The organism is Angustibacter aerolatus, from assembly GCF_054776675.1.
Map to the genome: position 1 here is coordinate 1 of NZ_BAAHBM010000038.1, position 24277 is coordinate 24277.

21 protein-coding genes and 1 pseudogene are annotated in these 24277 nt (G+C 67.7%); 13 read left to right on the forward strand and 9 right to left on the reverse strand.

Annotated features, from left to right (window positions below):
* Positions 1-774 precede the first annotated feature (774 nt).
* The gene (locus ACYVI6_RS10495; protein WP_460446323.1) at positions 775-1059 is read left to right on the forward strand and encodes a hypothetical protein; all 285 of its coding nucleotides are present in this window, start codon (positions 775-777) and stop codon (positions 1057-1059) included.
* Between the two features lie 292 nt (positions 1060-1351).
* Here the strand turns inward: ACYVI6_RS10495 and ACYVI6_RS10500 are convergent, their stop codons facing one another.
* Positions 1352-2899 carry a hypothetical protein gene (locus tag ACYVI6_RS10500; protein WP_460446324.1) on the reverse strand — a complete coding sequence of 516 codons (1548 nt, stop codon included), beginning with the start codon at positions 2897-2899 and terminating at the stop codon, positions 1352-1354.
* Between the two features lie 632 nt (positions 2900-3531).
* Positions 3532-4056: a hypothetical protein gene (locus ACYVI6_RS10505; RefSeq protein WP_284291980.1), complete on the reverse strand. Its 525-nt coding sequence runs from the start codon at positions 4054-4056 to the stop codon at positions 3532-3534.
* 27 nt (positions 4057-4083) lie between these two features.
* On the opposite strand from ACYVI6_RS10505, the gene ACYVI6_RS10510 reads away from it, so the two are divergent.
* Complete coding sequence (locus tag ACYVI6_RS10510; RefSeq protein ID WP_460446325.1) at positions 4084-4446, forward strand: histone-like nucleoid-structuring protein Lsr2; 363 nt, start codon at positions 4084-4086, stop codon at positions 4444-4446.
* Between the two features lie 33 nt (positions 4447-4479).
* Here ACYVI6_RS10510 and ACYVI6_RS10515 read toward each other — a convergent pair whose 3' ends face one another.
* The gene (locus ACYVI6_RS10515) at positions 4480-5238 is read right to left on the reverse strand and encodes an HNH endonuclease family protein (protein ID WP_460446326.1); all 759 of its coding nucleotides are present in this window, start codon (positions 5236-5238) and stop codon (positions 4480-4482) included.
* A 687-nt stretch (positions 5239-5925) separates the two neighbouring features.
* Between ACYVI6_RS10515 and ACYVI6_RS10520 the strand changes: the two genes are divergently transcribed.
* On the forward strand, positions 5926-10317 hold the full coding sequence (locus ACYVI6_RS10520) for a DNRLRE domain-containing protein (RefSeq protein WP_460446327.1): 4392 nt from the start codon (positions 5926-5928) through the stop codon (positions 10315-10317).
* A 259-nt stretch (positions 10318-10576) separates the two neighbouring features.
* Entirely contained in the window at positions 10577-11842 is a 1266-nt protein-coding gene (locus tag ACYVI6_RS10525) for an endonuclease/exonuclease/phosphatase family protein (RefSeq protein ID WP_460446328.1), read from the forward strand.
* A 1273-nt stretch (positions 11843-13115) separates the two neighbouring features.
* Here the strand turns inward: ACYVI6_RS10525 and ACYVI6_RS10530 are convergent.
* Positions 13116-13496, reverse strand: a complete 381-nt coding sequence (locus tag ACYVI6_RS10530) for a hypothetical protein (protein WP_284291909.1) — start codon at positions 13494-13496, stop codon at positions 13116-13118.
* 351 nt (positions 13497-13847) lie between these two features.
* Between ACYVI6_RS10530 and ACYVI6_RS10535 the strand changes: the two genes are divergently transcribed.
* Complete coding sequence (locus ACYVI6_RS10535; protein ID WP_284291907.1) at positions 13848-14135, forward strand: hypothetical protein; 288 nt, start codon at positions 13848-13850, stop codon at positions 14133-14135.
* Between the two features lie 42 nt (positions 14136-14177).
* Positions 14178-14723, forward strand: coding sequence for a hypothetical protein (locus tag ACYVI6_RS10540; protein WP_460446329.1), 546 nt, complete (start codon positions 14178-14180; stop codon positions 14721-14723).
* Between the two features lie 275 nt (positions 14724-14998).
* Here the strand turns inward: ACYVI6_RS10540 and ACYVI6_RS10545 are convergent, their stop codons facing one another.
* Positions 14999-15478 carry a hypothetical protein gene (locus tag ACYVI6_RS10545; RefSeq protein ID WP_460446330.1) on the reverse strand — a complete coding sequence of 160 codons (480 nt, stop codon included), beginning with the start codon at positions 15476-15478 and terminating at the stop codon, positions 14999-15001.
* Between the two features lie 80 nt (positions 15479-15558).
* Here ACYVI6_RS10545 and ACYVI6_RS10550 point away from each other — a divergent pair, with 80 nt between their 5' ends.
* Positions 15559-16053 (forward strand): hypothetical protein, encoded by a 495-nt coding sequence (locus tag ACYVI6_RS10550; protein ID WP_460446331.1) that lies wholly within the window; start codon positions 15559-15561, stop codon positions 16051-16053.
* Between the two features lie 279 nt (positions 16054-16332).
* Here ACYVI6_RS10550 and ACYVI6_RS10555 read toward each other — a convergent pair whose 3' ends face one another.
* Positions 16333-16464 (reverse strand): hypothetical protein, encoded by a 132-nt coding sequence (locus ACYVI6_RS10555; protein ID WP_460446332.1) that lies wholly within the window; start codon positions 16462-16464, stop codon positions 16333-16335.
* Positions 16465-16699: 235 nt separating this feature from the next.
* Complete coding sequence (locus ACYVI6_RS10560) at positions 16700-17065, reverse strand: hypothetical protein (RefSeq protein WP_460446333.1); 366 nt, start codon at positions 17063-17065, stop codon at positions 16700-16702.
* 277 nt (positions 17066-17342) lie between these two features.
* On the opposite strand from ACYVI6_RS10560, the gene ACYVI6_RS10565 reads away from it, so the two are divergent.
* A complete protein-coding gene (locus tag ACYVI6_RS10565) occupies positions 17343-17816 on the forward strand; it encodes a hypothetical protein (protein WP_460446334.1) in 474 nt (157 codons plus the stop codon).
* 261 nt (positions 17817-18077) lie between these two features.
* Here ACYVI6_RS10565 and ACYVI6_RS10570 read toward each other — a convergent pair.
* Positions 18078-18931, reverse strand: a pseudogene (locus tag ACYVI6_RS10570) (recombinase family protein).
* Between ACYVI6_RS10570 and ACYVI6_RS10575 the strand changes: the two are divergent.
* From ACYVI6_RS10575 to ACYVI6_RS10590, 4 genes are all read left to right on the forward strand, one after another.
* Positions 18846-19289 (forward strand): hypothetical protein, encoded by a 444-nt coding sequence (locus ACYVI6_RS10575; protein WP_284291894.1) that lies wholly within the window; start codon positions 18846-18848, stop codon positions 19287-19289. The pseudogene ACYVI6_RS10570 and the gene ACYVI6_RS10575 sit on opposite strands and share 86 nt — an antisense overlap.
* 77 nt (positions 19290-19366) lie before the next feature.
* Entirely contained in the window at positions 19367-19831 is a 465-nt protein-coding gene (locus ACYVI6_RS10580) for a hypothetical protein (protein WP_460446335.1), read from the forward strand.
* 918 nt (positions 19832-20749) lie between these two features.
* The gene (locus ACYVI6_RS10585) at positions 20750-21328 is read left to right on the forward strand and encodes a hypothetical protein (RefSeq protein WP_460446336.1); all 579 of its coding nucleotides are present in this window, start codon (positions 20750-20752) and stop codon (positions 21326-21328) included.
* A 148-nt stretch (positions 21329-21476) separates the two neighbouring features.
* Entirely contained in the window at positions 21477-22793 is a 1317-nt protein-coding gene (locus ACYVI6_RS10590; RefSeq protein WP_460446337.1) for an AlbA family DNA-binding domain-containing protein, read from the forward strand.
* 40 nt (positions 22794-22833) lie between these two features.
* Here the strand turns inward: ACYVI6_RS10590 and ACYVI6_RS10595 are convergent, their stop codons facing one another.
* The gene (locus tag ACYVI6_RS10595) at positions 22834-23115 is read right to left on the reverse strand and encodes a hypothetical protein (protein WP_460446338.1); all 282 of its coding nucleotides are present in this window, start codon (positions 23113-23115) and stop codon (positions 22834-22836) included.
* A 132-nt stretch (positions 23116-23247) separates the two neighbouring features.
* Here ACYVI6_RS10595 and ACYVI6_RS10600 point away from each other — a divergent pair, with 132 nt between their 5' ends.
* Positions 23248-23655, forward strand: coding sequence for a MarR family winged helix-turn-helix transcriptional regulator (locus tag ACYVI6_RS10600; RefSeq protein ID WP_460446339.1), 408 nt, complete (start codon positions 23248-23250; stop codon positions 23653-23655).
* Positions 23656-24277 lie beyond the last annotated feature (622 nt).

Genomic DNA, 24277 nt, shown 5'->3' on the forward strand with positions numbered 1-24277 from the left:
GGGTCTGCCGCCGCGGTGGTGGTGCTCGGCCGACGAGATAAGCGGCGCGAGGAACGAGTAGAGCGCGTCGGCCGAGCGGCGCCGCCGCGGTGGTCGAGCGCTAGCGAGCCCGGCTTGCCGGCCCCGGTCGGGCGGTCAGGATCGGACGCCCGGAGGTGGGAGGGAAAAGCTTTCAGCACCGGCGCAGCCGGTCCCGATCGGGCCGACGAAGTCGGCACCACAGCGCAGCTGCACGAGCAGCCGGACGCACTGCGCGGTGTGCCTCTTCCCCAGCTCGTCCACGGGCGCTGTCCACGGCGCGGCCCTGGGGTTGGGGCTGGCGCGCGGTTGGTCAGGGGCGGTGGGGGAGAGGTTGGCCCGTGGGCGGGCTGAGCCCGGGCGCAGCTCGGGCCGTCCACGGGTCGACCGGCCGGTCGTCGTGGGGAGCCCCGGCGTAGCCGGGTCCGACCTGGCCGGCGTTCGGCGTCACTCTGTGCGGTGCGACAGCCTGCAGCCGCGGCACGACGTGCTCAAGCAGGCCACGCCAAGATGACGCAGCGCCGGCACACGCGCGGCGCCGCGGGTCGTGGTCAGAGGGGGTACGAGTGAAGCGGCAGCGTTACGGTCCGGGCTCGTGGTTCGCCGTTCCGCTCCGTACGGAGGGGTTCGCCGTCGGACTCGTCGCTCGGGGGCCGAGACGCCTCGGGGTGTGTGGGTACTTCTTCGGCCCGCGACGTGCCGACGTCCCGGAGGCCCACGAGCTGTCCGGCCTCACGCCCGGCTGACGCCCTCCTCGTGGCCATGTTCAGCGGACTGAGCTTGAGGGACGGCGACTGGCCCGTCATCGGGACGCACTCCGGATGGAACCCGATGGCCTGGCCGGTGCCGCGCTTCGTGCGCTACGAGGAGCTGACCGGGCACAGCTTCCTCGTGGAGTACGACGAGGAGACGCTCGAGCCGGCGAGTGAGTGCCAGGTCGCACCCGGGTCGGGGGAGCAAGGACCCACGGACGGCCTCATGGGCGCCGGCTTCGTCGAGATCCGACTGACGAGGCTCCTGGCCGGACCTGACGAGGCTTGACCCGGGCTCTGGGCCAGACACTCCGCGAGGCGCTGAAGAAAGCGGGCTCGTGCTCGTGAGCGGCCACCCTGGTGTGCGAGGTCGGCCAGCCCGGATCGCACCCACCCAAAGGGTTCCGGCCCGTCACCATGCCTTCGACCTGCGACTCGCAGGCTAGCCCGTCGGCTAGAGCTGCGACGCGGCTACCCAGGTGGTCTGGGGCGGTGGGCGAGAGGTCGGCTGGTGGGCACGTTGCGCCCGGGCCGTTCACGGGTCGACCGGCTGTTCGAGCTCGGCGGCGCGCCGAGCGGGGTTAGAACGGCGGGTCGAGCTGCTCGACGCCGTCGAGCTGCTCGACGTCGTCGAGCTCGGCGAGGTCGACGTGGGGTGCTCGGGCGGTGGGTGGGCAGTCGGGGCAGGGGGTGGCGGGTCCGTCGACGTCGAGCCAGCCGTGGCCGTCGCAGTCGGGCCGGCTGCAGGCGGTGCGCGCGTCGCCCGCGTGGCCGGCCTCGAGGCGGGCGGTGGCGCCACTGGCGTCGTGGCCATCGCCCAGCTCGGCGAGGCCGGCGAGGTCGGGGCCGGGGTCCATGCGCTGGGTGAGCCAGTAGACGAAGCCGCCGGGGGAGTGCATGCCGGTGCGGGGGCCGAGGGCGGCGGGGCCGGTGGCCCACGCCGGCGCACCGTGCTCGACGTCGGCTTGGTCGAGGTCGCCGGTTTGGTCCGGGCTGGTGCTCGAGCTGGTGCGCGAGCTGGTGCCGGTCAGGATCGTGTCGGCGACGGTGAACCAGTCGGCGGCGGTCCACCCGGCGGCCTCGAAGGGGGCGAGGTGGTGGGCGACGCGACGTGGGGACAGGCCGCGGCCCCAGTCGGCGCGGGCGGCGATCTGCGCGGCGAGGTGTTCGCCGAGCAGCCGGCGACGCGGTCTACGAGCAGGACGAGGACGTCGCGGCTGCTGGGCCAGCTCAGTCCGCTCGGGCCGCTCAGTCTGCTGGGCGTCGTGGGCGGCCTCGTGCCGGCCGTTCAGCACCGGCCGCGTGTGATCGGACGTCGCGGGGTCATTCAGGGGCTCAGCGGCCCGCACAGCGGTCCGGTCCGGGTCGCTCAGGCCTTCGTCGGGGCGTCGGGCGGAGCCCGTCCGCTTGGTCGAGCGGAGCGAGACGATGTCTTGGTTGTAAGTGTGGGTGTTCGGTAGGTGGGTTGATGCACTCTGCTGGCCCCTCCGGGGGTGGGGTGCGGAACCCACAACGTGCAGGTCAGAGGGCTGCTGGTTGTCCACCGGGCTGTCCACAGGGCAGCCCAGCCGCCTGGGCCGGCCGCAGGCAGAACCGACCGAACTGCCGGGGGCGCCGGCGGGCAGGTGCAGGGTGCGGCGGGCGGCCAGGCGCATGTAGGGGTGCATCCAGCGGGGGGTGTGGGCGGCGTAGACGGGTGGCACGCCGCGCTGGGTCAGGCCGGGACGGCGCCCGTCAGCGCCCTTGGGGGCGGTGCGGTCGCGGCGGTGCCGCACGGTGGTGCGCTCGGGCATGGTCAGAGGGCGGCCGCGCACGACCAGGCGCAGGCAGCCGACGACACGGGTCGCGATCCGCCGGCAGCGCTGCACGGTGTCAGCCGAGCAGTGCGCGGCGGCGGCGATCTCGCGCTTGCGGGCGCGGATGTCGCGGCCGGTGTCGTGGTCGGCGGCGGCCGCCATCAGCTCGAGCACGCGCATGAACGTGTCGATCGAGACGACGTCCTTGCTGGTGTCGCCCAGGCGCAGCAGCTCCGGGCGCGCCTGCACGGCCAGGCGGACGCCAGCCAGCCAGTCGCGCCGGTCGGACCAGGCCACGGTGCGCGCGTAGGCGCCGGCTGGCACGAGGGTCACCAGACCGGGCCGTCGGCCGGTGGGGTCATCAGCCACGACGGCGCGCGGCGCCGTGCGCGGGGACAGCACCCGCACCGGCTGAACGGTGTGACCGTGCGCAACGGTCGGCGGGCGCGACACGACGACCATCCGGTCGTCTGGTCTTGAATTTCGGGCATGGGGAGCTACATTGATGGCACTGGCTCCTTCGGGGAGGCAGGCATGAAGAAGCCCGGGAGGGCTACTCGTGGTCACTGACCTCCGTGAGGAGGTCGCTCGGATCAGGACTTGGGCGTCAGAGATCCGGCTTCAGCTGTAGACGACAGGCCCCGCCGGCAAGCGGGGCCTTCGTCGTGTCTAGGCGCTTTTCAGCGGCAGCTCCTCCTGCGGACGGCTCGCGACGCGGGACGGTGCGTACTCCGGCATCCCGTGAGCGTCGGCAAGCAGGGTCGCGACGTAGTCGCTGACCGTCATGCCCAGCTCCTCTGCATGGGCTCGGACCGCATCCCCGAGGGCACGCGGCGGCCTGGTCAGGATCTGGTCGCGATCGCCCTTGCTGGGGCGTCCGCCTTGTCCATGTCGTGCCATGGGCACAGCCAATCGCACGGCGCGGATTCTGTTACTGAGGCCGCCCGGCGTGTCGGCTTCTGAAACTAAGCGTCTGTTTCGGTGCGGGTGACGACGGGCGGTCGCCGCACGCGCGACCACCGAACGAACTCCCGCAAGGCAAACACGACACCGAAAGCGACGTCGATCCAGCCGGCCGGACGGTTGATCCCCTGCCAGCCGCCCTTGTCGGTGCTCAGAACGCCCGCCAGACCGATGGTCACCATGAGCACGCAGCCGACGAGCAACCAGCCTCGCAGCCGCGCCTCGGGCCGTTCGATCTGCTCCAGCCGCGCCACCTCACGATCGATGATCTGGAGCATGAGCGTGCGGCTCTTCCCATCCGGCAACGCCGCGTACGCCGCGTGATCTTGGGCCAGGCGGGCTCTGATCAAAGCCCGTGCCGTCAGAGCGTTCAACGTCACGCTGGCTGCCACTACCGACCCGATGAACGTCGCGACGCCCAGGAGAAAGCTCATCCTCGCGACGCTACGCGCAATGAAGCTCGCGGCCGACGCCTGAACGGCCTTTCGATGATGCTCATGGCTTTGCGCCATGATGACGCTGGCCATTGTTCACGATTCGGAAGCGGGATTCTCATGGCTCAAAAGGTGCAGGTCATCCTCGAGGACGACGTCGACGGCAGCGAGGGCGCCGAGACGCTGCAGTTCGCGGTCGACGGCGTGAGCTACGAGATCGACCTGTCGGAGGCGAACGCCAAGCGGCTGCGCGACGCGTTCGCCGAGTGGGTGGGCCATGCCCGTCGGGTCAGCTCCCGCGGCGGCAGCGGCCAGCGCGGCCGGCGCACCAACAACTCGAGCGGCTCGAGCAGCTCGGCCAGCGCGGCGGCGGGTACCGACACCGCGGCGATCCGGCAGTGGGCCAAGGAGAACGGGCACGAGGTCAGTGAGCGGGGCCGCATCTCGGCAGCCGTGATGGACGCGTACGCCGCCGCGCACTGACCCGCCCAGCGCTCCGCGCCCCAAGCTCGCCGGTTATCGCTTGGACTTGCGGTAGCCGGCAGCGCGGGCCGCGGCCTCGGTGGAGAAGCACTCTTCGGGGTTGGTGACGTCGTAGAACTGCCCGCCGGGCACGTGGTAGATCATCGAGGAGGCGTTGCCCTTGATCGGGTACCCGGCGGGGCAGTTGTAGGCGCTGCTGGGCGGCGCCGACGTCTTCTTCGGGTGGCCGATGTGCGGCCGCTTCGGGGCGGTGACCTCGGGCCAACCGCAGCTGGCGAGCTTGTCGGCGAGGTAGTTCTTCTCTGCCGGGTTGATGTTCAGGTGCCAGCGCCACTTCACGACAGTCCAGCTGGTGACGTACCAGCAGGTGCTCTTGGCGGGCATCCAGGCCTGGGGCTCCTTGTCGCCCTTGGAGCGGTTGGCGTGGGCGGTGACCGCGACCAGGGAGTGCTTGTAGCCCAGGTCGTTGGCGTAGCTGGTGCGGGTGGCCGCGTCCCACTTGAAGGCGCCGGACTGCCAGGCCTCGTTGAGCGGGACCATGTGGTCGATGTCGAGTTTGGTCGCGGCGGTGACCTTGGCCCCGTCGTAGGGGGAGGTCCACTTCCCGCCGGTCAGCTTGCAGGTCTTCTTGGCGTGGCGGGGCTTCTTGGTGGCCTCGGTGATAAGGACCTCGGCGCGGGTGTTGCAGTGGTCGTGGTCGGTGTCGACCCACAGCTTGAACTTCGACCGCTTGTAGCCGGAGGTGTGCTCACCGCTCACCGTCAGCGCTGCGAGCAGCTTCTTCGTCGACACCGGCTTAGCTGCCGCCGCGCGTGGTGCAGGCTGCGACGAGATCGTGCGGGCCGACGAGGCCGCCTGGACCGCCGGCGCCGCTGCGGTCGCTGTCTGCGCTGAGGCCAGCCCCAGCAGAGTGGCCGCCAGCGAGATCGCGAGCAGGAGTGTGGGGCGTCGGCGCGGCATGTGTCCACTCATTCCAGGCGGGCTGCGGGTCGCGTTGAGCCTAGGAGAGCGGAGCCCCGGGGGAGTCTGGTTTGGCCGAACTACCGCACCAGCTGGGCACCCGTAGCGCGATAACGGAGTCCGACCACCCAGGTCAGTTGTCTCCTATCGGAGGCGCATCAACCGGGCTCTAGCGGCTGGTCTAGAGCCGCGACTGCCATCCAGGGGCGGCGCCACAACCGAGTAACGAGTGCGACTTGTACCTTTCGGCACTTTCGACGAGCAAAGTCTGTCAGGCAGACCGTGACAGCCCCTTGTGTGCCATTAACAAGGTCCAGTACAACTCACCTGGGCGCCAGGGTGGAGCTCGACCGTGTCGAAGGGCTCCCTGTGGCTAAGTGGTACACGCACGGCGTTTTCCGCTCGCGGCTTTGCCTGGTGGTGTGTGCCGCCACGATGGGCGCCACGCTACTTAACCCGGTGACAGCGTCTGCGTTGCCCGTCACGGAAGCCAGCACCCCTGCGGGTCCGATCACCACTGTGACCGAGGTCCCCGACCGCGAATCAGCTTTTTGGGCTGCGGCCGAGCAGGGCTCACGCGTTGAGGTGACCGACGAGCGAACCGAGACCAACACGGTCTGGGTTAATCCTGACGGCACGGTGACCAGCGATACATCGCTCGAGCCGATCCGCGTACGCAAGGACGACGCGTGGGTGCCGGTCGACCTCGACCTCGAGCACCTCGCCACCGGTTGGGCTCCGAAGGCCTCTGCCAACCCTGTGGTCTTCTCCTCGGGCGGCGACGGCCCCGCGGCCAAACTTTCAGACGGCACGAAGAGGCTGTGGCTGAACTGGACCAAGACTCTGCCAGCCCCCAGCGTGTCCGGGGCGAGCGCAACGTACGCGTTGGACGCCAACACCGATCTGGTCCTCACCGCAGTGTCGGAGGGCTTTGAACAGCTCTTGGTCTTAAAGGCCGCCCCGCTCAAGGCCCCCGCGATCCACCTTCCGTTGGACCTGACTGGGTTGGCAGTGCGGGACGCCGCCGACGGCGGCGGGTTTGAGTTCGTTGACACTGCGGGCGAGGTTGTCTTTGCGTCACCGAAGCCGGTCATGTGGGACGCGCAGCTCGACGAGGCCGGCCTGCCGGCGAATCGCCGCTATGTCGCGGCTGATGCTTCTGGTGACGCCGGCGACCCCCAGCTGGACCTCACCCCCTCCATGTCGTGGTTGACCGCACCGACTACCCACTACCCGGTGACCATCGACCCAGTGATCGGCAATCTCACGGGTACGGGGGACACCTTCGTCAAAGAGAACGACACCGTGACCCACAGCTCCGAGCACAGCTGGGGCGTGGGTTACACCGGGGCCAACCGGATGCGCGCGTTGCTGCGGTGGGACAACGACCCGGCCTTCATGGGAACGACCATCACAGCGGCGACCCTGAAGCTGTGGAACCACGTCTCGTTCACCTGTGACGCCAAGCCGGTCTACGCATACCCCATCACGTCAGCGATGTCGGTCACGAATGCCACGTGGGCGACTCAGCCGACCGTCGACACGAGCGCGACCTACTCGTCTAGCGCGACGTTCTCGCATGGGTACGAGCCGGGGTGCAGCAACGACTACGGCACCCTCGACGTCAAGAAGATCGTGGCCGGTTGGGCGTCCGGTGCCCTCACCAACTACGGCATCGAGCTGCGCGCGTCGGAGACTGACGCCCTGCAGCGCAAGTACTTCTGCTCCATGAACCGAGAGAGCGCGACGCCTGCCACCTCGAGCTGCAACGTCACGGTCCACAAGCCGGTCCTGTCGGTCACCTACGGCAGCACGCCTGCCGTTCCAAGTCTGCAGATCACGCCTGGGGCCACCACGAGCAACCTGCGTTACGTCTCGTCGACGACGCCTCTGGTGACCGCTGTCTCCACCGACGACCTAGAAGACCCTCTCAAGTACGACGTGCAGATCCACACCTCCACCGCCGGAGATGCCGCGTCGCTGAAGACCAGCTGCGCGACTGCCACCGCCGTGAGCTCGTACGCCCCCTCCGGCAAGCAGGCCTCATGCACCGGCAGCGTGGCCCTCACGAACGGGACCACGTACTACCGGCGCGCAAGGGCCACCAACGCTGCGGGTATCAGCAGCGCCTGGTCGACGCTCACGCCCTTCACGGTGGACACGTCCAAGCCCGCCGCACCCGCTCTGACCTCCACGTATCCGAACGGGCAATGGGCTGTCGCGACGGACGCGCAAGGCCTTGCCCACGTCACAGCGTCTACGTCCGATGCAGACGCACGCTCGATCAACTGGTCGATCAACGACCAGGAGTTCACGAAGACGACAGCCCGGGTGGGTGCGGGCACCGCTGACCTCTCCTTCACGCCGCAGGCCGGGTCGAGCCGCTACGTGATCTACGCGCGCGCCATCGATCGAGCAGGCAACATCGGCCCCACCTCGAGCTACACCGTCCTGCACGGCACCGACCCCTTCGCGGCACCGGTGGCCAACATCACCGTGACGCCGAGCGACCGCAGCGACCGCGCTCAGTCCGTTCTCGTCACCAGCCCCACACCCGTGATTCGGGCCGACGCCGGGCCCACCGGCGCAGCTGTGACCTACGACTTCGAGGCCTACTCCTTCACGTCGTCGACGCCCATTGCCTCCTCCTCAATTGCAGTCGCGGCGAACACCGCAGCTTCGTGGACACTCCCGGCCGGGGCACTGACCCCTGGGCGTTCGTACAGCTACCGCGTGCGCGTTCGGGACGCGACCCACACGAGCCCGTGGACGCAGGGCCGGACCGTGACCATCGATGTCCCCACGAGCGTCACGGAACTGCGTTCGGCCCCGGGCCCAGAGGGACTCCTCATCAGCGCCCGTTCAGGCCGACCGTCCCAGCACGCGATCGACATGCGCTTCTTCTTGTGGGACGGCGCGGGCACGGCGCTCAACGGGGGCGCACCGATCATCTCGTCGGGCTCCAACGATGACGAGCTCCAAGCCACCATCACTCCCGCTATCGCCGCGCTTGGCTCGAGCATCCAATGGGCCGCGCAGGCTTGCGTACCGAGCACGGCAATATGCTCCGCAGTGACTGCCAGAAAGTCCGCGACCAATCAGAGTGCTTCGTTTACGACGCAGACGGTCACGATTCCGCGTAGTGCTCTCTCGCTGGCCAGCGCCAGTGTCGACCCAGCCGATTGCGCCTCGGGCAGTTGCGCCTTGCAGTCTTCTGCTGTGCAGCTCGGTGGATCGAACTACGTGTTTGTGAAGGCCAATGCTGCTTCGCTCGTTCCGGTGGATGCTGAGATTGTCGAGGCCACGGCCAATCTGGCCGGCCTGAGCTGCAATCCGTCGTGCGGGACGCGAGGCGTGAATGTGACGCAGGTTTCCGGCAATTGGGCGACCAGTGACGGACCGGCCATGGTGGCTGCGGGGAGTGGTGAATTCGTCAGCACAACCATGAGCCAGCTCGCCGCTCTCGATGTCACAGACAGTGCGCAGACTTGGCAGGACAGCCGCAGCACGACGGACTTGGGCTTGATGCTGGCCTCTCCAGCGGAGACTGATGCGGCAGTTTCGCTCTCCACTGCAGGTTCAATGACGATCACGTATGTCGTCCCGACGGCACCGAAAGCGCCATTGTCCGTCACGGTTTGGCCCGGGCATGAGGGAGCATTCGTCCGATGGGCCAGTAACTTGAGTGACTTTTCGGTAGACGACGACACCACCACGACCGTCAGAATCGTTGATTCGGCCGGGACGACCATCAAGACCGTTCTGGGTGCCTCTTCACCGACCATCATTCATGGCTTAACACCCGGCGCCAGCCTCACCGCTCAGGTTCAGGTACAGAACTCGAAGGGTTCGTCTCCCGTAACCAGCAGCACGTCTTTTCTCGTGGCGAATGGCACCGCTCGATTGAGTGATCTAGATAAGACGACGCAGTTGCAGACAGCGCTGAACCGGCTTCGCACCGGCTCTGCGACCACGGCCAGTGCGGCAACAAGCGGCTTGTCGTACGCCACCCAGATTCAGGGGGCTGTCGCAGCGCAGACTGATGACGTGACGTCGACGTACACCGATTTGGTCAGCCGCAATGACGCTCCTGATTCAGCAACGTCGACTGCTACCGATCAGCTCCTTGTCACCGACCCTGAAACAGGCGCGGCAGGCGTCGTGTCAATGTGGCAGGACGCCGTGACGCAGCCTTCTGCAAGTGGTTCCGTCAGTAGCGATCTTTGGCGGGTCGAGCTCTCCACCCTCAGCAGCGGCGCAATCGTGGGAGTTACCTCGCTCCGGGACGGCGCGATGCAGAGCAGCGAGGGCCTGGCTGACGGTGACGAGTTGCTAGACAGAGAGAACGCCCTAGAAATTGGCGACGATGACCTGCCCCTTGCGCAGGGTCGAGAGTCGACTGCGCCCGCTTTGATGCAGACCGCCGCCGCCAAGGCGCCGGCACCGGTGGATCGTTTGAAAGCAGTGCAGTGGGCTTGGGATCACGTCGAGGACAAACCCAAGTACGATAATAACTGTCAGAATTTCGTGTCAAAAGCCCTGCGCGGTGGTGACATGAAATTTAGCGAGGGTGGGCGAAATAGCACACATCACTGGTGGAAGCACGGACCAGTGGAAAGCTATACGTTTATCAACGCCGATAAGCATTACCAGTACCTGGGGCACAAGCAGTACGACCTGCACGTGACCAAGGAGGAACAAGCAGTGCCCGGTGATCTCATTTACTGGGATTTCAATGGGGACCTCAAGAGGGACCACACCTCTTTGGTGACCAAGGTCGAAGACGGCAGGATCTTCTACACGCAGCAGACCAAAAAGTGGAAGAATCACAGACTTAGTGCGGGTATCAGGAAGCAGCGCATGCAGGATTCCAGACTGCTGACCTGGATCATCCACATCCGAGGGAGTTGACGGGCTGCATGACCGTGGACCCGCTCACGCAGGGTGGTGGGATCGCCGTCGCGAGGGGCGGCACGAACACTCAAGATCACAGATCGGCCTGCCGACGGGCAGTGGGAGATTCATATTCGACGGTCGGCTGCAGTCACCCAGGAGGATCCCGGTGCGCCGTCCTCTCGCGCTAACCGCTCTAACCGTCACAGCCCTGACGCCGACCCTGCTGGCCGCCGCGCCCGCGCAGGCCGCCGTCCGGCCGGGACGGATCACCGCGGTGTCGTCGGCGCCCGGCCCGCACGCCGGCGAGGTCACCATCCGGTGGAAGCAGACCAGGGGGCACACCACGAGCTTCCGCATCGAGACCGGCCTGACCACCTTCAAGCAGGGCAGCGCCACGCTGCCCGATCACGGCCGGCACGCCAGATACTTCACGGTCGGCGGCGCGAAGCGGTCGGTCACCCTGACCGCGAAGCAGGTCGCGTCGGCCGGCGCCGCGCCGGGCACCGGCAAGCACCTGTTCTTCCGGCTCACCGCCGTAAACACCAAGGGCAAGGGCACCGCCACGCGCGCCTTCCCGTACCTGCGGTCGGTCGCGCCGCGGCCGGTGACGCCGAAAGCCGGCACGCCGCTGCGGGTCGCGAGCTTCAACGTGCGCACCGCTCGCTGGGCGAACCCGTCATGGGCCAGCCGGGTCGACGCCGTCGCCACGGCTATCGACGTGCACCACCCGGGTGTCGTCGCGATCCAGGAGCTGTCACCTGGCCGGGCAGACGGGGGCGGCGGTGACACGGCGGGTGCGCCGCGGCAGACCCAGACGCTGCTGGATGCCCTGGCGGCGCGTGGCGCCGACCAATACCGGCTCGTCCGGACCACCTGGTACATCGCGCCGGGCGAGCGCGCCGGCACGCAGGGCGCGCGCATCCTTTACGACAGCACCCGGTACGACCTGCTCAGTGACTGCCCCGACCGGGTCGGCGCCCGACCTGTCTCGACCTCCTGCAGCATGGAGATGCCGGTGCTGGCCGAGGACGACCTTGGGGTCCGCCGCTCGGTCTCGTGGGCCCTGCTGCAGGACCGGGCGTCGGATAAGCGGTTCATGGTCGTCTCGGTGCACCTCGACGAGCGCAAGAGCGCGAACGCCGATCTGCAGCACCGGTACCAGGCACTGCGCAGGACGCAGCTGCGGGCGGTGCTGGCCCGGGTGGCTGTCGAGAACCCCGACCACGTGCCAGTCGTGCTCGGCGGCGACCTGAATTCGTGGCAGGCGGCGCGCGGCGGCGACCCTGCCCACGACGCGCTGGTCGCGGCAGGCTTCTACGACACCGCCGACGCCGTCACCCAGGTCAACACCCGCTGGACGACGTACAACGCCTTCGCCCGCACCGTGCCGAAGAGCCCGTCCGGCTGGGGCGCGCGGCTCGACGTCATCGCCACGAAGGGGCTGCGGGGCGCCGTCCGGTTCGAGAACGTGCTGCAGCGCACCCAGACGAACCGGCCGTCCGACCACGACATGGTCGTCGCAGACCTTCAACTGTCTTGACCTGCGCGCGGGCTCGTTCGACTGTTTGCATGTCTTATTTCTCTAGCGCAGTTAGGGTGCCGACATGAACGCGACTGTGGTCGAGACGCCGACACGAGCGCGCCGCACCGTACACCTCGCGCGGACCTCGTGGATCACCACGCTGCATGGCTCGTTCGGGATGTGGACGAACTATGGCTCCCCCCTGATTCTTGTAGCCCCAGTTCCGCTCTTGGCAGTCATCTGGCTCGCAACAGTTGCGGAAAGGCACGGGTCTGGTATTCGTCTCCTTAGCCGCATCGTCAGCTTTCTCGTACTGCTAGCTGCGGTTAGCGCTTTCGTGTACAGCATGACGCAGCTCGTCCTGTATCCCCTGCAACCCGATGAGTAGCGAGGGGCCCACAGACTAGAAGACGGGATGGCGAACCCATGGGCCTGCCAAGTCTCAGGGGGACCATGGCGTGCACCATGTGAATGCATTGACTTTACATAAGGTAAGTTATCGGCGTTGCTGTCATCGCTGTCCACTGGCCCGTCAGGCGAGGAACTCGGAACGGATGCCGTCCGACCAGGCGCCGTACCGAGCGGTGCACTGCACGGCCTCGCCGCTGGTAACGGTCGCGCTCTTCCCCTCGGGGCTGACGCAGTGCTCTTGGGCCCACTCGAGACCGACTACGGCCCCGGAACGGACTTCGCCCGGCCATCGGGTTAAACGCCGCCCCCGAGATCGTGAAGCTCAGTGCACCTCAGGCATCGCGGCGCTGCGGATCAACGGTCGGCTCCGGCCCTGTCCGTTCGTGCCGATGCAACGCGAAGTCGCAATGAGGGCAGTACTCGACGATTGCCGGCGACCGATCAATCTCTCGGGGTACGGGGCCTTGACACTGGGGACACAACTTCATGCCAGCAGTCTCGCCCAGGACGGAGCGTCATCGCCTCGCGTGCGTCAGATCCAGACGGCGCGTCAGACGGGCGCCGACGGTGCGCCGTAGTTCCGCCTGCTCACCGATCACGAGTCGCCGTGGTTCCCCGTTACTGAATTCGAACCAGTCGCGGCACTGGGTTCGAACCAGTCGCGGCACTGGGTTCGAACCAGTATCGCCAGGACCCCAACGCTTCGATCCCTCACACCGATGTCAAGTTATCGGCGTTGCGCTGGCCACAGGTGCTGCAATGCGCCGTGCGGCGCTTCATAAGGGTGGACCTCCGACGGGTGGAAGGCAGGACGTCGCTCAGAAGACTCGCCCATGCCCCGGGAGCGGTGGACCGTGTTGCCTAGATCCCACGTTCGTCGCTAAAGACCGAGAGCATGCCAGGTCACCTTCGTCTCAGGCGCGTTTGCTTCTTGGCAACCTGAGTCGTACATCTCCAGCGCGCAGGTAAAACGCCCATCTGCAGACACGCAGTCGTTGGTGGCCTTGGCGATATCCAGACCCCAGGACCAGTTCTTCATGGACTGGTCCCAGTCATATGTCGTCGTGATCGACACGGGCTTTTCCGGCTCAGGCGGCGCATCCGCATTTGCCTGCCTATTGCATCGCGTCATTACTGCCGACAGTGTCTCGGGAACACTGATGGCGACCGCGGCCGACGATTTGGAAGCTGAGGCGTCGCCCACGTGCCGCCAAGCCTGGTAGGAGCCCAAGGCCAGCACTGCGGTGGCGGCAGCGGCCACGCCAAGCTGCCATGGCCTCACAGGTCGGCTCCACCTGGAGGCGGATGCCTGGAACGGAACGGTCGTGCTCGAGTTGGGTTGCCAGGCGGTCCCATCCCACCGCATGGTGCCGTCCGGACTGACAATCGGGTTTGTACTGTCGTTCATCTTGGCCCCTCATAGCGTCTGCGCGTCATCGTCGGCGCGCAGGGCATGCCCCTTGAGAGTGTCGACGCGAGGTCGTCGAGCAGTCATCAGTGCACGGCTGCTTAGCGCCCACGGCGATGAGCAGCTGTTCTGTTCTGGAGCGCAACCACCGAAGAGACCGCCGTCGCGGCCGCACGCGCCCTGCTCGACGCCCGCGTCGAGGCAGTGCGCACGCTGGCCAAGACCCGACAGCACGTCGAGGACACGCGCACCGCGCTCGTTGACGCCGAGACCGGCGACGCCGCCGCCTACAGCGCCGCCGTGCAGGCCGGCTGGACCGAGCAGGAACTGCGCCGCGTCGGGTTCGGCGCACCCGCCCGGCGAGCACCCGGGCGACCCCGCGCCCCGCGCCGCGGCGCGGGCACACGCCCCGGCGCCGACCCGGCGAACGCCCCGGCGAACGACGCATCCGACGGCAGCGCCGGCACGACGCCGCTGGCCTCCGTCGGCTGACCTACCGACCAGACACCCGACGCGACGCCAAGGGGGCAGCGCATGTCACGCCACACCTATGACGACCCGGACACCAACCTGCGTTGGCACATCGGCTGGGAGCGCGCCCAATCCAGCTACTTCGCCCAGGTCGAACCCACGCCCGGAACGGACAGGACCACAGAGGGTGACTTCACCCTGAACCGCTTTGCCGCGTACCGAGACGAGGGCGACTCCCTCTCCGAGGTGGTCGACGGCTACTGGCAGGTCCGCGACCTGGACGAGCTGCTCGCGCATCTCGAACCCCACGTCCACGTCCCCAAACAACTCGTGCGCGACCTCGTGACCGACCGGCTCACCGACCGTCCTCGCACAGCGACCACCGCAGTCGACGAGGCGCGGCAGGCGCTGCAGCTCAGCCGCGCGATGTTCCCCACCCCGGCCGTCCACGCCGCGACGACGTACGGCGTCGACAAGCAGCAGCAACGCGACGTCGTCGACGCACGCGGCGCCGAGCTGACCGGCACGCGCGGCGCCTCTGGCGCCGACGCCAAGCACCCCGTCTCGCACGCTGTGCGACGCGCCCGCGGCACCAGCCCCGAGCGCTGACGCCAAGCCGCAGCACCCCCTGACCACCTGTGGACGGCACGAGCTATTTCCTTCGGGCTCGTCCCGCCCTCAGGTGGACAGCGGGACCCGATGTGCCACCCGCACACAGGCCGCAACTGACTTCACGCACCTGGCTGACCACGCGCCATCGCGGCCCGTGCACGGCCTCCCACCCGCCCGTGGCCGGCCCCTCAGACGCAACGCCAGCCTCCCGCCGCAAGCTCACGGGCTTGGTCGGACAGCGACCCGGTCAGGTGACAACGGGCTTCCGGCCCCTATACGCCGCCGTCGACTTCGCCTTCAGCTGCGCTTGCTGCCCACGCGACCGCGCGCTCGTACTGATCGCGCGCAAACACGAATGGCCCGAACCCGGAGTAGTCCCATTTCGACCGGTCCTCCTGGCTGAAGCCGGTCCACATGACGATGTCGTGCAGCGGCACGACCCGGGCAGTCAGAGACCAACACCCAGGCTCGCCGCAACCATCGCAGGCCAGCAGCCAGAGATGCTCAGGCTGCGGCCACTGACGTTCCTCCTGGCCTAGGAAGTACCGCCGCAGGTCGCCCAACCGAAAGTAGCTCGGCACTAGCCCGTCGTAGGCTCCGGCCGGAGTGAAACCGCGACGATCTTCAAAGACCCTGACGCGATCGACCAGGCTCACATCGTCGATCACCGGCGTAAGCACCAAGGGCCCGGCATCCTCCCCGCCCCCCGCATAGGAGGTACCTCGAAAGGTCAACCGGTTGAGTTCGCGCATCGAGTGCATTCTCACCCCACCGGCCCTCGCAACGGCGCGCATCGCCCACGAGAAGGCGCCCGCGACCCTAGGCTCCGCCCATGACCCGTCACCGCACAGCGAGGGCCGCGGCCACCCTCACCGTGCTCCTGATCGGCGGGTGCGACAGCAGCTCCGTCGACGCCGGCAACTCATCGCCGACCACGAGCAGCACCTTCAATCCGAGCACCGCAGCGAGCACCGCCAGCGCAACTGTGCTGCCGGCTTATGCCGTCAAGTTCACGACAACCAAGTCCGGGATCCGGGTCAGCGTCGGGACACCTGACACCGATGCCGTTGGGGTGCGCGCGGCGGCGATCGAGGGCTTCCACTCCGGCTACGACCGACTGAAGAAGACCCCCCACGACGACTTCGACGTCGTCCAAGTGGTGGTCTCAGCCCCGCTCAAGGGCACCCCCACCAAGGCGCTCATCGCCGACAGCTTCATGTCGGACCTGGCCAAGATCGACGACTGGGACACCGCCGAGCAGTTGCAGTGGACCCACTACAGCGAGGTCACCGACTTTGATCCGTCCCTCGCACCGCTGACCTGGTGAGCGACGACAAGCAAAGGACGTCCGTCCTCCTGCGCCAGCGCCGTCAGAACCTCCTATGACGTCGCGCTCACACGATCAACTCTGAGGCTCGCCAGGCGCAACACCATCTCCGCCCCCAGCTGCCAGGGTCAGGTGCACTCGACCCGCGTCAAGGACGCTGCGCGTCGCGACCGCGATGACCGCACGCGGTCACCCTTGACCCGGGCCGAGCGCACCTGCAGGACCCCTCCGGGGGGGCGGGGAAGGTTCATCCACACACCCGCCGCATGCCCCGGGCGCCTAGACGTCGTCGTCGCGCTCGTCGTCGTACAGCGCCCAGAACGCGTCCAGCTCGGCCAGCGCACGCCACACCTCGTGCTCCTGGTCGGACGACGCCTCGGCCGGGAGCACCACCGCGATCTGCTCGACCACGTCGACCCCATCCGATGCCGGGTCGGTGCGAGGGCCTACTGCAAGAGGATCGGTCATCCAGGGCTCCAGATCTCAGGTCAGGGGGCCTCGGCGATGACGACGCCGGGGTCGTGCACGACCACCGTGGCGAGCCGGACGGTGCCGCCGCACCCGCGCCGCCGAAGCTGTGGACGAAGCGGGCCGGCCGCCCCCAGGCTGAGGACGACCGACCCGCTCCCACCGACCCGCCGGTCGGTCAGTCGGTGCCGGACGTGGAGCGTCGCTCCGTGCGGACCCCGAGCTCGAGCGCCGCGCGCCGCGCCCGGGCCTGGTCGATCAGGAACTGATCGGTGCGGGCCCCGAGGACCTCGCTCGCCAACGCCTGCGCGCGCCCCGCGACGTCGACCAGCGTGTCCAACGCCGCCCAGTCCTCCACGTAAAGCAGGACGTCACCCAGGCGCACCGAGATGTGCGTCTGCCCCGTCGCGGCCGCGGCCGCCGCCGTGATCCCCCGCACCGCGGCAACCTGCGTCCCACGCAGCCGCGCACTCGCGATCACCGAGCAGAACTCGGTCTCCTCCTGCCGCCTCGAACGACCAGTGCGGCTCAAACGTGCTGCCATGACAGCCTCCCTCTGGGCCCCGCCGGACCATCCGGGCCGGGGCGCAGAGCCCGGGCAGACGGGACGAGGGTGGCCTGTCAAGGGTGGCCGCAGGCCATCGCGCAGCGACGCCGGAGGCGCCCTTGACCGGTCGGGGTCCCCGGCCCGTCAGACTGGGCGAGCACCGGCCAACCACCCAGACACACGGCGACAGCCAGCGCACTGCGAGGCGGCTGGAGAACGCACCAGACGCCAACCGGGCCGCAGCCAGCGAGACGCGCGCCATAGCCTCCCGGGCATGAAGACCGCCCTGAGTTTGCTAGGCGCTGTTCCAATCTTGATCGGGCTCGCCACGTTCGTGCCACAGCTGCAAAAGGCACACAGGCTGGCTGCTCGGATCGCGCGTCTTCAAGGCATCGGGGAAAAGCTTCCTGAGGGCGAGGCGAAGGATGAGACCGCGAAGGCGGTCGCCTACCTGTCACTCAGGCTCGCGCGGTCGGAACAGACAGACCCCTTCGAGCCGGTCCGAGTCGGGGCCTGGATCGCCACCCTCGGGGCGACGCTCTTCGTCACATCGATAGCGGTGAAGGAGGGCGCAAAGAGCGCTGATGAGCGCGCATACGCCGGCTCGGGTTGGGCGACCCTCTCCGACCTCACGGCTTTCCTCGGCGCAGTTTGCGTCGTAGCCATGTACGCGCTGCTCCTAGCAGTGCTGCTGCACCGTCTCCTAGCCCAGCGTCAAGCGCGCCGGCATCCAGCCGGCACCGGGTAACCGGCTGGGTTCACGATCTCACCACCGGCTGTCGGGCAGGCGCTGGTGCGAACAGTGACGAGGGCGAACTCGGGTTCAACCTCGTGACCGCCCGCGACCCCCGCTTAAGCGTCGTCAGCCGACAAAACCGGTCGGCTCTTGGGGGGTCGTCGGTCAGGGCTCGGTTGACGGTGGTGCGGGCGACGCCGAGCGCGTCGGCGATCTCGCGCAGACTTGCGCCGCGGTCGCGTAGCGTGCGGGCGCGCCGATGCATGGTCGGGGTCATCTTGGGGGTCGGCCGCCGGTGCGGCCGCCGGCCTTGGCGGCGGCGAGGCCGGCCAGGGTGCGTTCGCGCATCAGCTCGCGTTCCATCTCGGCGAGGGCGGCCATGATTGTCAGGGTGAAGCGGCCCGCCGCGGTGATGGTGTCCAGGCCCTCGCTCAGCGATCGGAACCCCACGCCTCGCTCGCGCAGCTCGTCGACGATGCGCAGCAGGTCGATCACGGACCGGCCGATTCGGTCCAGCCGCCACACCACTAGGTGTCCCCCGGCCGCAGCTTCTTAAGCAGGCACTGCAGCTGTAGTCGGTCGGCGTTCTTCCCGGACGCGACGTCGGTCCGGATCAGGTAGCAGCTGGCCTGCTCGAGCGCATCGAGCTGCAGCTGCGGGTCCTGCTGCGTCGACGAGACCCGCGCGTACCCGAGCTCGTGCGTCACGCCCGGCCACCCGGCAGCACCCGGAGCGCTGGGCCTCTCGACGGCGCCCTGGACGTCGCGCTGGTGGTGTGGGGGTGCTCGAGGTCTACCTCGAGCTGCTGGTCGAGGTGCGTTGCTGCTCATGCGCTGCAGCCGTACCAGCGCCGCAAGACGCCAGATGCCAGACGCACCAACCGTTCTCAGCAGCTCAACGTCGTAGCTCCTCGGGCAACGCGTCCTGGTCGCGGCGGCGCCACCGGACAACGACGACGCAGCATGATGCGGTGAAGTAGTGGACGAAACATCGGCTCCTATGTACTCTCGGAGTACGAGCCCAAACATCAAGGAGCCGAACATGTCGCCGTACTTGAACGCGCTGCTGCTGCACACGATCGCCGTCGTGCACGCAGATCGGACCCACCCGCAGGGATCCCCGCTCATCCGGGCCCGCCTAGATGGGACCTGGCCCCTTCGACAGCGACACCCGGCCACCATCGCCGGCTACCTGCAGCCGCTCCAGGTGCTGGTCGCTGTTGCGTACCGGAACACCGCTGCCGGCCAGGTGCTCGTCATCATCGACGTCCGCTGGATCACGGGCTTCACGCTCGCGCCGAACAACAGGGTCGACTTCACGACCGCGGCCGCGCCACAGTTCGCGCACCTCATCGGCACGCCCTCCCCCGCGCACTGGACGCCTGGGGACGGCTGGCCGATGAAGGTCCTTCGACCGACCCGTCGAACTAACGCGCACAAGGTCACGCAGCCCGCCGCCGAGCACGACAGCCGCGAGGCTGCGTGAACCCGCGGGCTCGGCCTGCACTGCAGGCCGAGCCCACTCCTGTCCGTCTACGAGACAACGCCACGAAGGAGATCCGCATGTTGTTCGCCCTCGTCCAACGCACATGGCCCGAAGTGCAGGCTGGTCGACTGACTGCCGAGGAAAGCGTCCTCGGTGATTGGGCCGCACTGGCCGAAGCCAAGCTCCACCAGTACGGCGACGCGATCGTCGGCGTCGCTGCCGGACGGGTCGTCGCGGCCTACGACATCACAGGCTGGGAGCGCGTCCAGGACGACCGAGTTCGCTTCCAGGGGACACCCTCGAGCCGTTGGGCCCACCTGGTCGGCTCGGCAAGCCCGGTCGTGTGGACCCGGGGCCAAGCTCGCCCCATCCGCTACTTCGACACCGCTGCTCTTGCTGACGACGAGCCACGCCGGCCCAGCCCATCCCACCGCGACCGGGTTGACCTCCATGGCTGGACTCTGCAACTTGCGCAAGACGGCACCGCGGTCCTGCACATGCCACCTGGCGGGCGCGTCACGGTAGTCACCGAGCCAGCCTGAGGATTAAGGACGACCCTTGATAGGTGCCGCGTGCCCTGAGGAGCTGTCAGCGAAGTCACCAGGTGGCCCGCGAACGACTGAAGGGCGGCCCCCGTTCCAAGGGGGACCGCCCTTCAGTGACCGCGCGTGCCCGGCCGTGGGCGTTGACCACTGCTACCAGCCGGGACGCTGCCGCGTGAGCGCGTTAGCCACGTCGACGTTTCGGTCAAACTCGAGGTCTAGGTCAGAGGTGCCGCGTCATGAAGCGGCCTTCATCCCCGGGCCTACAACGCGGCCTCGAGCAGGGCTCTACTATGACACAGCCTGGGGCCTCGTGTCAAGACGCCTCTCCAGTATCCAAGTTACTACAAGGATCCCCGAAAACGCAAATCTGAGGCCTACACTTACACCTCAGCCGAGAGAGCGTTTGCGGCGCGCAAACCCCTGCGTTTGTGGACTTGTCAGCACTACGTCTGTGGCGCGAAGGTATGGAGGACACCAATGGATAGCGCGGACCCCGTGGGAGGTACGACCCCCACGGAAGCGGATCTGGCGGCTCGAAAATTCTTCGATGAGTTCCTGCAGTCGCTGAACGAACCACCGCTGTCTCACTACGACCAGCAGCGCGCTGCCCTCGACCGGAGCGCTGTCCCGACCTCGGCTTTGCTCGCAGCCAGAGACCTCGATGCCTCGACAAGGTTGAGGCGGGCGACCCCCGTGCGGAAGTCGTTCGTTCGACGAGGTGACGGGACTCCCCCACCGATGGCCTCGGTCTATCAAGGCGGGCGTAGCGGGGTCGTAGCACTCAAGCTCTACCTAGCTCTGCTGTGGCGCTGTTCTCGGGCGCCCTGGTCTACCGACAAGCCAGCGCGAGCTTGGGCGACCCTGCTGGGTCTTGACGACCCAGAGGGCAGGGGGGCCCGTCGAGTAGCCGCTGCAGTGAAGACGCTGGCGAATCACCAACTCATCAAGGTGGTGCCTCAGGCCGGCGCACCCAACCTGCTCGTCCTGATGGATGAGTCAGGTAACGGCACGCCCTACACCCCACCATCGAAGGCGTACACCCAGGCTGGCCTGGGGGCAGGAGGAAGCATCCAGCGCGAGCGGAACGTGTACTTCCGCCTGTCGTCTCAGCTGTGGGTCCAAGGGGACATTCAGCAGCTCAACGGTCCTGGCTTGGTGATGCTGCTCATCCTGCTCGCTGAGCAGGGCGGTGACGGCGCTGAGGTGTGGTTCTCGACGGCCGCCTTCCCTGCCCGCTACCACATCTCAGCCTCCACCCGCGCAGAAGGCACCCGGCAGCTGCGAGCACTTCACCTGCTGAGTGTCGAGCGACACCCTCTCGCGGCGAGGTCGAACCCCACTGTCTTCGACACACGCCGGCGTCGAAGCGTCTACCGCCTACGCGGGCCCGCCCTCGCCCCGGACAAGGAGATGCTCGCCAGACTGGCTCCAGCACCGCTCAAGAAGACCCCACGGGCGAAGAAGTCGCGCACCACGCCACGCATGGGCACCTGACCGGTGCGACAGCCCTACGCGGGGCTAAGCCAACGCCTGATCAACCACTGAGCCGGCACGAATGATGATGAGCGCCGCGGGCGGCGAGCGGCGACCTCACGCCCCGCAGTGCGTCGAATGACGCGTAGAAGAAGGAGATCAGCCGCTGATGCCCTGGACGTCGCTACATGCTGCGCTCGGCAGAACGGACGACACGCTGTCCTTTGAGCTGATCGAGCAGATTTGCCTGGCTCGGACGCTCGAGGACGCCGAGCTTGACTGGAAGCAGCATCCCCCCCTCCCCGACCGCGGGTCCGACCGTGAGAAGAGTGATCACGACCGGGGCGAGCTGGCAAAAGACGTAGCCGCCATGGCCAACAGCGGCGGCGGCGTCATCGTGTACGGGATCGTCGAGGAGCGGGGCACCTCCGCCGCCGACGGTATCCGGCCCGTGGGACGCGTGGATGAGGCGGTGAGACGAAGCATTCGTCGAACCATCAACAGCCTGGTCTACCCAACGGTGACCGGCGTCGACCTCGTTCACATCGCCCCCGAGGGCGCGCCGGATGACGGGGTGCTGGTCATGATCGTGCCGGACAGCGCCGATGCGCCGCACCTGGTGCATCCACGGGCTCAGCCGGACTTCTTCGCGTGCCCTTACAGGCATGGACCAGAGACGGAGTGGATGAGCGAACGGCAGCTCGAGGGGGCGTACGCCGCGCGCGCGGCTGGTCGGCAACGGCGGCACGACGATCTGGACGACCGCTTTGAGCATTTCCTGAGGGGCCTACCGCAGAGCGACGCACCCGGTGGCGGACCATCCTGGACAGTGGTCTTCGCGACACCTACGCGACCACTGAGCCGCCAGACGTCGCTACACGTGGCGGCCGCCAGCCAGATCATCAACGCAGCCTGGTCGACACCATGGAACGGCAGCGTGGGGATGCGCCAGCTAGGACCGCTTTACATGGTGCGCAACGGCCTTATTCGTAGGGGGCTCCGCAGTTTCCGCAGGGATGGAGTTGAGCAGCGAGGCCCTGCGGCCATCCGCGGGCGAGTCGAGGTCCACCGAGACGGGGCGATCGCTGCCGCCTTCACCCGAGACGGCGCCCTGGATCAGAACACCCTCGTGCCCAGCCAGGTGTTCAGCGCTGACCTCGAGGTGGCTGGTCTCGACGGCCTCGCCTTGATGTGGTCAGCAACGACCAGCTTGGGCATCCGCAGCGACTACGTCGCCAAGATCGGCACCACCCCCAACACGACCATCTTTCGCCGCCGCGATGAGTTGAACCTCCTCGTACCAAGCGATCCGGCAGAAGCGGTCCTCAATTTTCGCGCTGTTGAGGGACCGGTCCTGGCCAGCCTTGGCCTTGAGGCAATGCTGCGAACAGGCGTGGACCTCATCACTGACGTGGTCGAACAGACGGGCTCAATGTGCACCGTGACTGCCGATGCCCTGATGCTTCAAGCCGAGTTGGGGTACTAGGCCGACCCGGTGGGGCTGGGCACGGCAGGCATTCGCGACTTCAGACGAGTCGCGGGTCGCCGTCCTCATCGGCCGCGATGTGCCGAGCGCCGGCCGCGAGCTGGTCGAGCACGTGGTCGAACTCGTGGAGCAGAAGCTCGTCCACCAACTTGGGCCCGAACACCACGATGGTCCCCGCCTCAGAGTTGTCAGGTCGTTGGGCCGTAAGGAAGCCATAGCCAGACTGAGGTATCTCACCAATGGCTAACGACCAGCCAAGGGATTCACCAACTCCTCGGGCACGCTCGTTCAGTTGCGCGAGGGCCTCGACGTGTGCGGTCATGAGGTACATCTACCCTTATCGCCTGCCGAGTGGCACGTCGAGGCGTGCCCCTTCGGTGAATCACAATCAGTTACCGTATGGCATGTGCCTAAGCAGTCATCGCGCCAGCCGACCCGCCCGCCCGGCCTAGTCGTGGAGTCGCGTCAGCTAGCAGCGCAGCTGCACCGGCTGGCGTTACTCGAGGACGGCAATGACATCGTTCCGGTTCGTCAGCAGCGGATGCTGCGGGTGCTCGACGCCCGACCGGGCCTGATGTTGAAGGACCTGGCGACGGCGTTGGGGATGACCGAGCCCAGCTGTACCCGGATGCTAGACCGGGCGATCGAGGCCGGCTTCGCGGCCAAGGAGCGGCACCCGGACAACGGGCAGGCGATCAGCATCACCCTGACCGCGGACGGCAGCCGGGCGCTGCAGCAGGTCACCAACGCTCTCGCGGTTCGTCTGCGCGCGGTGGTGCGAGCTGGCGGCCCGGACGTCGGGCAGGTGCACCCCCTGATTGAGCAGCTGACTCACCTCGCCGACCGCCTGGGCGCCCCTTGACCCTCTGACCTCGACCCGCCACACCGACGTCACTCGAACACGTGTTCGATTTGATGCAGACTGGGTGGGGTGCCTGGAGGAATGCCGTCGCGCCACCCCCTCGCGAGCGGTCAGCAAGCCCGGCTCGAGCGTCTGCGCTCCTTCACACCAACCGCCCCGCTCGAGCAACTTACAGACGCGGGACTCCACCTCGACCAGGGCGTCGTGGACCAGGGCGTCGTCGACCAGCGCCGGGGCGAGCTCGGCGTCAGCCCTGACGGGCCGGCTACGGGGCCGGCTGCGCACTGCTGGGTGCGCTCCCCCACCTCCGGCCCGCCGTTCGAGGGTCTGGTGCTGGACTGGGACCGGCGACCGGACGGCACCTGGAGGGCGTGGGTGATCTACCTCGTCGACGAGCCAGGCGGGGGCTCCGCCGACGAGGTCGACGACGTTGGTGACGTCGGTGAGGCGGGGCGCCGGCGGCTGCCGGTGCAAGGGTGGGTTGACCGGGCTGATCTGCGCCCTGCTCGGTAGGTCGCGCTTTATTGTCTGAAATTCCGCTGCGGCGCGCGTGGCTTCGAAGAGGTCGTGCTGTCGTTGTCGGCCCATACGCTTATGCATGTGACTCGCCGACGACGCAGCA

Bases quoted from the DNA above. Each gene is read 5' to 3' on its own strand.
- ACYVI6_RS10505 (WP_284291980.1), bottom strand. From the start codon at position 4,056: ATGGCCAGCGTCATCATGGCGCAAAGCCATGAGCATCATCGAAAGGCC.
- ACYVI6_RS10510 (WP_460446325.1), top strand. From the start codon at position 4,084: ATGGCTCAAAAGGTGCAGGTCATCCTCGAGGACGACGTCGACGGCAGC.
- ACYVI6_RS10540 (WP_460446329.1), top strand. From the start codon at position 14,178: ATGTCACGCCACACCTATGACGACCCGGACACCAACCTGCGTTGGCAC.
- ACYVI6_RS10545 (WP_460446330.1), bottom strand. From the start codon at position 15,478: ATGCGCGAACTCAACCGGTTGACCTTTCGAGGTACCTCCTATGCGGGG.
- ACYVI6_RS10550 (WP_460446331.1), top strand. From the start codon at position 15,559: ATGACCCGTCACCGCACAGCGAGGGCCGCGGCCACCCTCACCGTGCTC.
- ACYVI6_RS10560 (WP_460446333.1), bottom strand. From the start codon at position 17,065: ATGGCAGCACGTTTGAGCCGCACTGGTCGTTCGAGGCGGCAGGAGGAG.
- ACYVI6_RS10565 (WP_460446334.1), top strand. From the start codon at position 17,343: ATGAAGACCGCCCTGAGTTTGCTAGGCGCTGTTCCAATCTTGATCGGG.
- ACYVI6_RS10575 (WP_284291894.1), top strand. From the start codon at position 18,846: ATGTCGCCGTACTTGAACGCGCTGCTGCTGCACACGATCGCCGTCGTG.
- ACYVI6_RS10580 (WP_460446335.1), top strand. From the start codon at position 19,367: ATGTTGTTCGCCCTCGTCCAACGCACATGGCCCGAAGTGCAGGCTGGT.
- ACYVI6_RS10590 (WP_460446337.1), top strand. From the start codon at position 21,477: ATGCCCTGGACGTCGCTACATGCTGCGCTCGGCAGAACGGACGACACG.
- ACYVI6_RS10595 (WP_460446338.1), bottom strand. From the start codon at position 23,115: ATGACCGCACACGTCGAGGCCCTCGCGCAACTGAACGAGCGTGCCCGA.